This window comes from Pseudomonas rhizophila (genome assembly GCF_003033885.1).
Classification (GTDB): domain Bacteria; phylum Pseudomonadota; class Gammaproteobacteria; order Pseudomonadales; family Pseudomonadaceae; genus Aquipseudomonas; species Aquipseudomonas rhizophila.
Window position 1 is genome coordinate 5708458 of record NZ_CP024081.1, and the last position, 10765, is coordinate 5719222.

Consider the following 10765-nt stretch of genomic DNA (forward strand, 5'->3'; position numbering starts at 1 on the left):
GCTGCAATGTGCCGCCGCCTTCGCGAGCAGGCTCGCTCCCACAGGGGCTTCCATGCCCCACCCACGCGCACCCCCGCGCCAACAAGGGGCGATTTACGGTCAAACCTTTTGGCCATTTCAATCCCCTTTTGGCCTCTCCTGCCGTTCTCTGAAACGCCGCACGCCGCAAGACTGTGTTCAAACCGACCAGCCTTGCGGAGAACAAAAAAATGCTGACGATCTATTCAGACGATCACCACCTGCACCACGGGCGTTGCGAGTTGATGGACGGGCAATTGATGCCCTGCTTCGAGATGCCGTCCCGGGCCGATCATGTGTTGGAGCGGGTCAAGGCGCGGGGACTGGGGCCGGTGGAGGCGCCGCAGGATTTTGGCCTGGAGCCGATCCAGCGCATCCACAGCGCGGCGTATCTGGAGTTTTTCAAAGGTGCTTGGGACCGCTGGGCCAAGTACAACCGCGAGGGCGATTTGTTGCCCTTCACCTGGCCGGCGCGGACCTTTCGCACGGTCATACCCACGAGCCTGCACGGCCAGTTGGGTTATTACAGTTTCGACGCCGGCGCGCCGATCACCGCTGGCACTTGGCAGGCAGCCTACAGCGCCGCCCAGGTCGCCCTAACCGCCCAGGCCGAGATCCAGCGCGGCGCTCGCAGTGCCTTCGCGCTGTGCCGCCCGCCGGGGCACCACGCCGCCGGCGACTTGATGGGCGGCTATTGCTACCTCAACAACGCCGCCATCGCCGCCCAGGCTTTTCTCGACCAGGGCCATAAGAAGGTCGCGATCCTCGATGTCGATTACCACCACGGCAACGGCACCCAGTCGATTTTCTACGAGCGCAGCGACGTGCTGTTCGCTTCGATCCACGGCCACCCGGAAGCCGAGTTTCCATTCTTCCTTGGCTACGCCGACGAGTACGGTGAAGGCGCCGGTGAAGGCTTCAACTTCAACTACCCTTTGCCGGCCGGCTCAGGTTGGGACACCTGGAGCGTCGCGCTGGAGCAGGCCTGCGGGCAAATCCAAGGCTACGACGCCGATGTCATCGTCGTGTCCCTGGGCGTGGACACCTTCAAGGACGACCCGATTTCGCAGTTCAAGCTCGACAGCCCGGATTACCTGGCGATGGGCAAGCGCATCGCCGCGCTCGGCAAACCGACCCTGTTTGTGATGGAAGGCGGCTATGCGGTAGCAGAAATCGGCATCAATGCCGTGAACGTTCTCGAAGGTTTTCAAAGCGCCCAATGAGGAAATAACAGCATGAACAGACTCAAGCGTTTGATGGTTCCCAGCCTGTGCGCCGCGCTGCTGTGCGGCGCTGCCCAGGCCGAAGAGCGCACCCTGCGTGTCTACAACTGGTTCGACTACATCACGCCCAAGGCCCTGGAGGATTTCAAGGCGCAGAACAGCCAGGTCAAACTGGTCTACGACATCTTCGACACCAACGAAGCGCTGGAGGCCAAGCTGCTGACCGGCAATTCCGGCTACGACGTGGTGGTGCCGTCCAACGTGTTCCTGGCCAAGCAGATCGAGGCCGGGGTGTTCCAGCCCCTGGACCGCAGCAAGCTGCCGAACTGGAACCACCTCGATCCCAAGCTGATGAAGCTGATCGAAGCCAACGACCCCGGCAACAAATTCGCCGTGCCCTACATGTACGGCACCATCCTGATCGGCTTCAACCCGGACAAAATCAAAGCTGCCCTGGGTGACAACGCGCCGGTGGACAGCTGGGATCTGATCTTCAAGGAAGAGAACATCAGCAAGCTCAAGCAGTGCGGCGTGGCGCTGCTCGATTCACCGTCGGAGATCCTGCCCCTGGCCTTGCAGCACCTGGGCCTGGACCCCAACAGCAAGAAGCCGGCGGACTACGCCAAGGCCGAAGCGCTGCTGATGAAGATCCGCCCGCACATCACCTATTTCCACTCGTCCAAGTACATGGCCGACATCGCCAACGGCGATATCTGCGTGGCGGTCGGTTACTCCGGTAGCTTCTCCCAGGCGGCCAACCGCGCCAAGGATGCCAAGAACGGCGTGACCGTGGACATGCGCCTGCCCAAGGAAGGCGCGCCAATCTGGTTCGACATGCTCGCCATCCCTAAAGGGGCGAAAAACCCGGACGACGCCTACACCTTTATCAACTACTTGCTGCAACCGGAGGTGATCGCACCGGTCAGCGATTTCGTTGGCTATCCGAACCCCAACAAGGACGCCACCGAAATGGTCGACCCGGCGATCCGCAGCAACCCCAACCTGTATCCGACCGAGGCGGCGATGGCTACGCTCTACACCTTGCAACCGTTGCCCAGGGACGCCGAGCGCGCGCGGACGCGGGCCTGGACCCGGATTAAATCCGGCCAGTAAAGGCTCTGCGGCAAGGGGTTTATTCCCAACCGGGCATTGTCAGCCGGCCTATACATAGTTACCACCTTCCCTGTCTTGTACCTCCCTAGCATGGAATCCCCGAAGCATTCAGCGGCGGGGATTCCACCTATCGCAAGACAGGGAGCGTCAGATGACCAGAACCTCTACAACCACGAACACTACACCTGAAGCCAGCCTCAAGAATGCTGTGCTCAACCAGCTACTCGCAGGGCCTACCTCCCCGGAAGTTGCCGCCGTGCTCCTGCGCAGGGCCCTCAAGAAAATGTATCCGACACTGGACCTCGATCCGCTCAACACAGTCGTTGGCGAGCCTCGCTGGGACATTGTCGACGGCGAAATCCTGGAACTGCCCACCCGTTACGAAACCCTCAGCGATATGGTGGCCGAACGAGTAGGCGCGAGCGATTCGACCATGCTGATCGAAGGCGTGCACTTTTTGACTCAGCTACCGATCAGCACCCCGGAGGTGCATCTGCCGGTACGTATCGAACAGATCGGAGCCCTGATCAACGAACTGGAGCCCGTCATGTTGTCCGCCTGCCAGGAACAACAACTGGCGTACTGGAACGCGCCAGTGGGCACATCCGGACCACGCTGGCATGAGCTCTCCAGAACGCTGCGCAAGATCTGGGACGTCAAAGAGGTCAATGGCTGGACCGCGACTGAGTGCGACATGGCCAGGCAATTGTTCCTTTACCCCAACCCGGAGGACCGCAAGCAACATGATCGCTACGACACTCACGCGTACCTGATCGACATCGATGAAGTTGACGGGACCAAAGTGAGCCGCCTGAATGAAAACTCGTTGGTGGTACTGATCGGAACCATCGCCAGCAAAGAGGTCATCCTTACGTACTCGCTGCGCGACAGCTATAAAAAATTCGATTCACAGCAAGCGCTGGGGCAATTTCTCCCGACGCAACTGGACACCACGTTCCGCAAGAAAATCCAGTGGCGGCTGTATGAGCCCACCGGCAACATCTTCGATCAAAAGGCCTGCGGCCTGATCGCCATGCAGGTCAAGATCCTCGGTTCCCCCAGCTTTCTGAAAAAAATTGCATCCATCGAAGACGAACAGCCAGTGACCAGCGGGCTGGACGCAGAAAAAGGTCTTGGCGCGACGTGGTTCGATAAAAAGATCCCCGACTGGCTGCTGGCAGCGTCGATATCCGATCAGATTCTGTTCGCCCAGCACATGAAAAACCTTTCGGCGTTGAGCAGTTCCCATGCCGGCAAGACCTACCTGGACGATATTGCTCCTATCAAGGAGTTTGCCTTGAACGCCCTCAAGAAGCAGATGCAAGCGGACCATGCCGACGCTGCGACACTCGATCCGGAAAAAATCGAGATCCAGATTCGCAGCCTCGTGGCCTGGGGGTCTTTTATCGTTCCGGGCAAATTCGAGACCACCCGGTTCAATCTCGTTGAGCTGGCCTTGCAAAACCTGATTGCACTGCCCCTGGGCAACAAAACCGTCAGGTCCCTCACCGGCAAGGTGTTGCCCACCTGGATGACGACCGACTACATCGAAAGCCTGATCACCAAAATCGATATCGGTCGCGTCTATCCCGATCTGGTGAAGAGCAAACTGCTCGACGATCCGACCGAATCGGCCCGCCGCGAAGAGTTGTACACCTCCCAGTTGCGCATTCAACTGCCCATGCTGGCGCTGGAGGGAAAGATCCGAGGGCGTGGGAACATCGACGAACGGGGTTACCGTTATGTCGCCGCACTGATGGAGCCGGAGGAAGCCGATCGTAAGGTCGACGGACAACCCATCGTCTTGCGCAGGCTGGCCTTCATATCCCAACAGAAACTGATCCCCTCGGAAGACATCGTGACCAACATGTTCGTGATCGGTCCGAAGAATCCAGACGCCGGTCCCTGCCTGCTTTATCGACCGCTGCTTGAGCCGCAGTTGTGCCAGTACCCCTCCTCCAGCAACCTGTTGTATGCGATCAGGCAAATCCCTGAATTGCGCCAATCGGTCCTGGCCTGGCTGCCCGATGAGGTGCGCAGCAATTACAGCCGATACATTTTCTCGGGCCCGCTGCCCTCACCCTGGGTCATCGTTGAGTTTGCGACGGACCCTTTTACATCATGGCTCGATAGCGCCCCCGTCGGTTTGAGCGAAAAAACCCTGGGCCCCGATTTCCTGCCACTGTTGTTCAAGGCCAATGCCAATGCCCTGGTCGAGCTTGCAGACCGGCAATCGGTCTCCAACAGCGAAACCCGCTGGAGTACGTTCAAGCAGGCAGGCTGGCTGATTTTCAACCTGGCCCTGCCTTATCTGGGCGCTGCCGTGGGCACCGCCGTCTGGCTCTGGCAAATTCTGGATGACATTGAAACGCTGATGCAGGACAGCGAACACGCCAACGACCAAGCCACATGGGAGGCATTCGTCGACCTGCTGCTGAACCTGGCCATGGCGATCACCACCCACGCTATCGACCATGCCAGAGAAGGCACACGCAGTCGCAGGGCAGCGGCGCCGGAGGTGTTAGAGGAGCCGGTCAAGCTGGTTAAACCCAAGCTCATTATCGAAAAACTCGCGCCTTCCACCGCTAAGCAACCGCACCCCGAACACTATGAGTCCATCCATTCCAGCGGTGCCTTGACAGGCAAATCGGGAGAGGGTGCCAAGCTCCTTGAGAGTTTCAGTGTCGACGCGCCCGAAACACCAGGGCAGGCCCATACCGATGGCATGTCCAAAGGGCTCTATCAACGCCAGGGGCGGTGGTACGCCAAAGTGGGAGAAAAATGGTTCAACGTGCTGATGGTGGGCGATAAGGTCTGCGTCGTCGACGGGAAGAATCCCTCGCGCCTGGGCCCTCCCCTGAGGCTGGATGTACACGGCAATTGGCATATCGACATCCGTCTGCGCCTGCGCGGAACGGGCTCAAAAGGTGCGATGGAAAAAGTCATCGCCGACACTCACCGCCGCAGCGTTCAACTGCTGGCCGAACTGAACCGCTTCGAAGAAAAAAAACCGGAGCACCAGGCACTGCTGACAATGAATGCGCAAGAATTGAACAGCGCCTCGGGCTCCGCCAAGGAGACCAAGCGCAACGTTTACTTGAGCACCTTGAAAACCCAGCGCGAAAGCTATGAAGAAGCGCTGAACATACTGACGCAATGGCCCGTCTTCCAATCAAGACCCGACGCGCCTAAAGCCAGGCTTGGCTACCTGAACGCACAGATCAACTTCACGTTCGAAGAGATAGACGCGCTGAAAGAGCGGTTTACCCCAGCCCTGAGAACAGCCATGGACATGGCCACCACCGGCGTCGCGGTCGTGGAGCAGCAGCACGTCGATGCAGCCGAAAGCATGATCCGGGTCGGCGAGGATATGAACGAGCGCCTGGATTACATGGAGACCCGTTTTTCCAGGCTCAAGATACTGGGGCGTGAAGGTTTTGAGTTTATCCGGCAGCACCGTGGAAGAATGCCGACCTACAAGAGCGACGGTATTCGTCTTATCCAGTTGGACATGTATCGCCACCTCTGCCTGTCGCTCGACAGCATCAATACAGTGCCCGAAGGTTGGGCGGTCATTAACCAACTGGTTGATAGCGCCACGATCGCCTTCCAAAGCCTGCACGACGCCATCGAGGAACGCAGCGTGATCCGGCTGGATGAGCAAATCGATGCATTTGGCAGTCTCACGGAACAGTTCACCGCCCTTGAAGAACAACTCGAATACGTGGGCACTGAATACAAGGACAGCGCCCGGCCGGCCGAACTCAATCGGCTGAACAAGCAGATCGGCTGCCTGAAAAAACGGGCACTGCAACATTTGGCCCAGGCCCTGGATGAGAGAAGCAACCGGCGCAGCATGGGCAACCCTTACGAGCCACGCCCCAGGTTCAGGAAGAAGTTCATCAGGGCACGCTTTTGGGGCCTTGTCAGTGGTGAGCCTCGTTTAACGAAAATGCAGGAAGAAACCGATTGGGTCGATGTGAAGAACCCGGTCACGGACAAGATCATCGCCACCTTCCACCGCAAGGGAACCGGTGAGTGGGTGCCCCATGCGCTCGCCGACACGCCGCAGATCGTCCCGCCACTGGCAACCAGCCTCGCAAAGGGCCAAGCCCTGATCGATGGGCTGGAGGCGTTCCAGGCGCAGGTCGAGGAGCACATGAATGCGCCAGGCCGATCGCCCACCGGTCTCGGAATGATCCTGAACGCCCATGCAAACAGGATGGAGAAAGTCGGCATTGCAATCAAAAAGGCAGTGGACAGTGCCTCGAACGAAACCGTTGAAGTGTCAGTAAAACAACAGCGTACCGCCGAAGCCCTGCGCATGGCACTCAAGACGCAAGCGAAGGCCCTGTACGAGGAAGCCTTCGATGCCGTACTGAATGTCATCAAACATCGCCCTCCGACCATGGATGGCGTCATTTGGCTTAAAAGCCGCAACCGTATTTCCATCACCAAACTAAAGAACCGACAAAAAAACAAAGGCCCTCTTCGCGGCTATCTCGACCGGTATGAGATCAGGGACGTGAAGGAAAACAAAACGCTTTGGTTTGCCGATTTCCGTTACTCCACCGACTGGGTCCCCGCCCACGCCTACCTTTCCGGTCGCTTGAAAACACCGGAACAAGTCAACAAGGGAGCACGCGCCGACGCCACCCAGGATCTCACCCAGCGTCAATTGATCGATCTTTACCGCAGCGAAATTGCGGTGGATCAGGCCAGGGAAGTGTTCTTTCCAAAGCGGCCCTCATAACGGTCAGGATCTGAATCTGTGGGAGCGGGCTTGCTCGCGAAAGCGGTGGATCAGCCAGCCGCCATGTTGGATGCGCCCACGTCTTCGCGAGCAGGCTCGCTCCCACAGGGATTGTGCCAGGCGCTCAGCCTCCTGTTCTCCAGGCCTTGGCCAGGCTCGCCAGCGCGGTGCCAATCGCTGCTGGCGGGACGGCCGCGAACCCCAGCACCAGCCCGGCTCGCACTGGCGTCGTCGTGGTGGGCAACCAATAACCACTCAAGCCATTGATTTCGACACCGGCATGGGTCGCTCGGGCTATCAGCTCTTGCTCACGCTCGACGCTGTCCACCGGCACAGTGACGTGCAGGCCCGCCACCACCGTGGGCATGGCGCCAACCCCTGGAACCGCCTTCGGCCAGCCGGCCAGCAGCGCGTCGCGCCTGGCCAGGGCGGCCCGGCGCATACGCCTGATGTGCCGTTGGAAATGCCCGGCGGCCATGAATTCGGCCATCACCGCCTGGGTACTGACTTCAGAGTGGCGTACATCCACCGCACGACGTCGGGCGAAGGCGTCTACCAGGCCGGGTGGCAACACGAGATAACCCAGGCGCAAGGCCGGGAACGCGACTTTGCCGAACGTCCCGACATAAAGAACCCGCCCCTGGCGATCCAGTGCAGCCAGAGGCGCCAGCGGCGCACCGCTGTAGCGATACTCGCCGTCATAGTCATCCTCGACGATCCAGCCATTATTGCGCTCGGCCCAGGTCAGCAGCTCCAAGCGCCGCGCAAGGCTCATGACGACCCCGGTCGGGTACTGATGGGACGGCGTGACATAAGCCAGCCGACAGTGGTTCAACGCACCCAGCGCCGCGCAATCCAGACCATCGCCATCCACGGGCACCCCTCTGACCTCGGCACCGGCGACCGAGAACGCATGCCCGGCAGCGCGATAGCCGGGGTTTTCCACAGCCACGACGTCACCCGGGTCCACCAGTAGCTGTGCACAAAGGCTAATGCCCTGCTGAGCTCCGCTGGTGATCACAATTTGTTCAGCTGTGCAGTGCAGGCCTCGGGAGCTGCGCAGATACGCTGCGATAAGACCGCGCAAGCGCGCATCACCTTGGGAATCGCCATAGCACAGTTGCTGCAGATCCGGCTTGCGCCAGAAAGCCGCGTTCAGCTTGGCCCAAACCTCGAAAGGAAACAGATCGAACGCCGGAACACCGACCCGAAATGCCCTTGGCGGCCCCTGGGGTGGTTGGGGCAAATGGTGCTTTCCGACCCGTTCCAATGCACCGCTGTGGATAACTTTACTGGATGGACCCACAGGTAAATCCAGCCAATCTGTGGATAAACCAGTGGATAAGCCTGTTGAAAACCCTGTGGATACTTTTGTGGATATGTTTTTCAGCGGCAGGGCCGTCGACGACAGTTTTGCCACATAAGTGCCGTCACCGACCCGTCCTTCGATGAAACCCTCGGCGTAGAGCTGGTCATAGGCCCGCACCACGCTATTGCGGGAAATCGCCAAGGCCGCCGCCAGATCGCGACTGGCCGGCAGACGCGTACCGCTGGCCAACCGCCCATCCAGCACCCGCATACGCAAAGCCTGGTAAAGCTGGCGACTGAGCCCCTGACGGCGGTCCAGCTCAATGCCGGCGGGGTTGAACGACAGTGGCGGCACGGCATTGTTCATGAGAGTCCTCGCAAATGGACCTATCGAATTGGTCATAAGTGGCTCTTACAACAGACCAATAGCCTGCCTAGGATGCTCGCATTCGCCAAGGAAAATCGTCATGTACAACCCACAAGCCTTTGTCGTCGAAGACCTGCCCCAACTGCATGCCATGATGGGTGATTGCCGCCTGGCTGTATTGATCACTCACGGTGAACACGGCTTGCAGGCCAGTCATTTGCCACTGTTGCTGGACCCGCAACAAGGCCCCAATGGCAGCCTCTACGGCCACATGGCCCGGGCCAATCCACAATGGCATGACCTGGAAGCCGGTGCCGAAGCATTGGTGGTTTTCGCCGGGGCCGACGCCTACGTCAGTCCCGGTTTCTATCCCAGCAAGGCCGAACACGGCAAAGTCGTGCCGACCTGGAACTATCTGGCCGTACACGCCTATGGCCGCGCAGAGGTGTTCAGCGATCCCCATCGCCTGCGTAACCTGGTGGGCGCCCTGACCGATCGTCACGAAGCCGGCCGCGCCCAGCCCTGGAAAATCGATGATGCACCGGCGCAGTACATCGACAGCATGCTCAAGGCCATCGTCGGTTTCACCCTGCCCATCCAGCGCCTGGAAGGCAAACGCAAACTCAGCCAGAACCGCAGCCCCGCGGACATCAGCGGGGTACGTCACGGTCTTGCCGCCAGCCTGGACCCGCAGGACCAGGCCCTCGCACACCTGATGCATGACCTATCGTCCAAGGAGTGAACATGAGCCATCCCCAGATCCGCCTCGTCAGCGCTGACGATCACGCCGCCTGGTTGCCGTTGTGGCAGGCCTACCTGCGTTTCTACAACACCGAACTGCCGCAGGCCGTGAGCCAAAGCACCTGGCAACGTCTGCTCGATGACCGCGAACCGACCCACGGCGCCCTCGCCTGGAACGGCGACACGGCGGTAGGCCTGGTGCACTTCATTTATCACCGGTCGAACTGGAGCATCGAAAACTCCTGCTACCTGCAAGACCTGCTGGTGACAGAGCACAGCCGCGGCACCGGGGTCGGTCGCCAGCTCATCGAATTTGTCTACACCACCGCCAAGGCCGATGGTTGCTGCAAGGTGCATTGGCTGACCCACGAAACCAACGCGACGGCGATCCAGCTCTATGAGCGCATCGCCGAACGCCCGGGTTACATTCAATTTCGCAAAGCCCTGTAAGGAGCGCAGCATGTCGATTTCCCTCGCCGATTGGAAAGGCGCTCCGGCGCCGTCTACGCAGTTGCTCGAAGGGCGCTTCATCCGCCTGGAAAAACTCGATCCGGCGCGTCACGCCGACGGCCTGTGGCAAGCCCTCGAAGGGCCCGGTGCCGACCCGAAACTCTGGGATTACTTGCCCTACGGCCCGTTCAAGGATCGCAGTGCGTTCGATGCGTGGCTGGCCAATCACGCCGCCAACGTCGACCCGTATTTCTTCAGCGTGATCGACCGCGCCAGTGGCGAGGTGCAGGGCATCCTCAGCCTGATGTCGATCGTGCCAGCACAAGGCCGCATCGAGATCGGCCATGTGACCTTCGGCGCGCCGATGCAGCGCTCGCCGAAAAGCACCGAGGCGATTTATCTGTTGGCCAAGGAATCTTTCGCTCTGGGTTATCGGCGTCTGGAATGGAAGTGCAACAACGCCAATGCCCGTTCCAAATACGCTGCCGAGCGGCTGGGCTTCACCTTTGAAGGGGTGTTCCGCCAGCATATGGTGGTCAAGGGCCAGAACCGCGACACCGCGTGGTACTCGATGCTGGATTCGGAGTGGCCGGCGATCCGGGCAGGATTCGAGCGCTGGCTGAGTGAGGAGAACCAGAGCGCGGGTGGGCAGGTGCTTGGGTTGGTGGAGTGTCGCTCTTGAATTGTTTCGCCTGACAGTCAGCTATCGCGAGCAGGCTCGCTCCCACAGGAGCCCAGGGCGAATGCAGAATCTGTATTCGCCGCCAATCCCTTGTGGGAGCGAGCCTGCTC

General features: G+C 59.8%; 7 protein-coding genes. 6 read left to right on the forward strand and 1 reads right to left on the reverse strand.

From position 1 onward, the window contains the following. Positions 1-209 precede the first annotated feature (209 nt). The 3 genes from CRX69_RS26460 to CRX69_RS26470 all read left to right on the forward strand — a co-directional run bounded on the left by CRX69_RS26460 (position 210) and on the right by CRX69_RS26470 (position 7107). Positions 210-1241: a histone deacetylase family protein gene (locus CRX69_RS26460; RefSeq protein WP_107323142.1), complete on the forward strand. Its 1032-nt coding sequence runs from the start codon at positions 210-212 to the stop codon at positions 1239-1241. A 12-nt stretch (positions 1242-1253) separates the two neighbouring features. Continuing rightward, complete coding sequence (locus CRX69_RS26465) at positions 1254-2354, forward strand: polyamine ABC transporter substrate-binding protein (protein ID WP_107323143.1); 1101 nt, start codon at positions 1254-1256, stop codon at positions 2352-2354. Between the two features lie 1033 nt (positions 2355-3387). Then, the gene (locus CRX69_RS26470) at positions 3388-7107 is read left to right on the forward strand and encodes a dermonecrotic toxin domain-containing protein (RefSeq protein WP_240539573.1); all 3720 of its coding nucleotides are present in this window, start codon (positions 3388-3390) and stop codon (positions 7105-7107) included. A gap of 124 nt (positions 7108-7231) precedes the next feature. On the opposite strand, the gene pdxR is transcribed toward CRX69_RS26470, so the two are convergent. Continuing rightward, complete coding sequence (gene pdxR, locus CRX69_RS26475; protein ID WP_107323145.1) at positions 7232-8782, reverse strand: MocR-like pyridoxine biosynthesis transcription factor PdxR; 1551 nt, start codon at positions 8780-8782, stop codon at positions 7232-7234. 100 nt (positions 8783-8882) lie between these two features. Here pdxR and CRX69_RS26480 point away from each other — a divergent pair, with 100 nt between their 5' ends. The 3 genes from CRX69_RS26480 to CRX69_RS26490 are packed head-to-tail and all read left to right on the forward strand — an operon-like array spanning position 8883 to position 10655. Continuing rightward, positions 8883-9524, forward strand: coding sequence for an FMN-binding negative transcriptional regulator (locus CRX69_RS26480; RefSeq protein ID WP_076383202.1), 642 nt, complete (start codon positions 8883-8885; stop codon positions 9522-9524). A 2-nt stretch (positions 9525-9526) separates the two neighbouring features. Next, positions 9527-9973, forward strand: coding sequence for a GNAT family N-acetyltransferase (locus tag CRX69_RS26485; RefSeq protein ID WP_047226707.1), 447 nt, complete (start codon positions 9527-9529; stop codon positions 9971-9973). A 10-nt stretch (positions 9974-9983) separates the two neighbouring features. Continuing rightward, complete coding sequence (locus tag CRX69_RS26490; RefSeq protein WP_047226706.1) at positions 9984-10655, forward strand: GNAT family N-acetyltransferase; 672 nt, start codon at positions 9984-9986, stop codon at positions 10653-10655. The last annotated feature ends 110 nt before the right edge of the window (positions 10656-10765 follow it).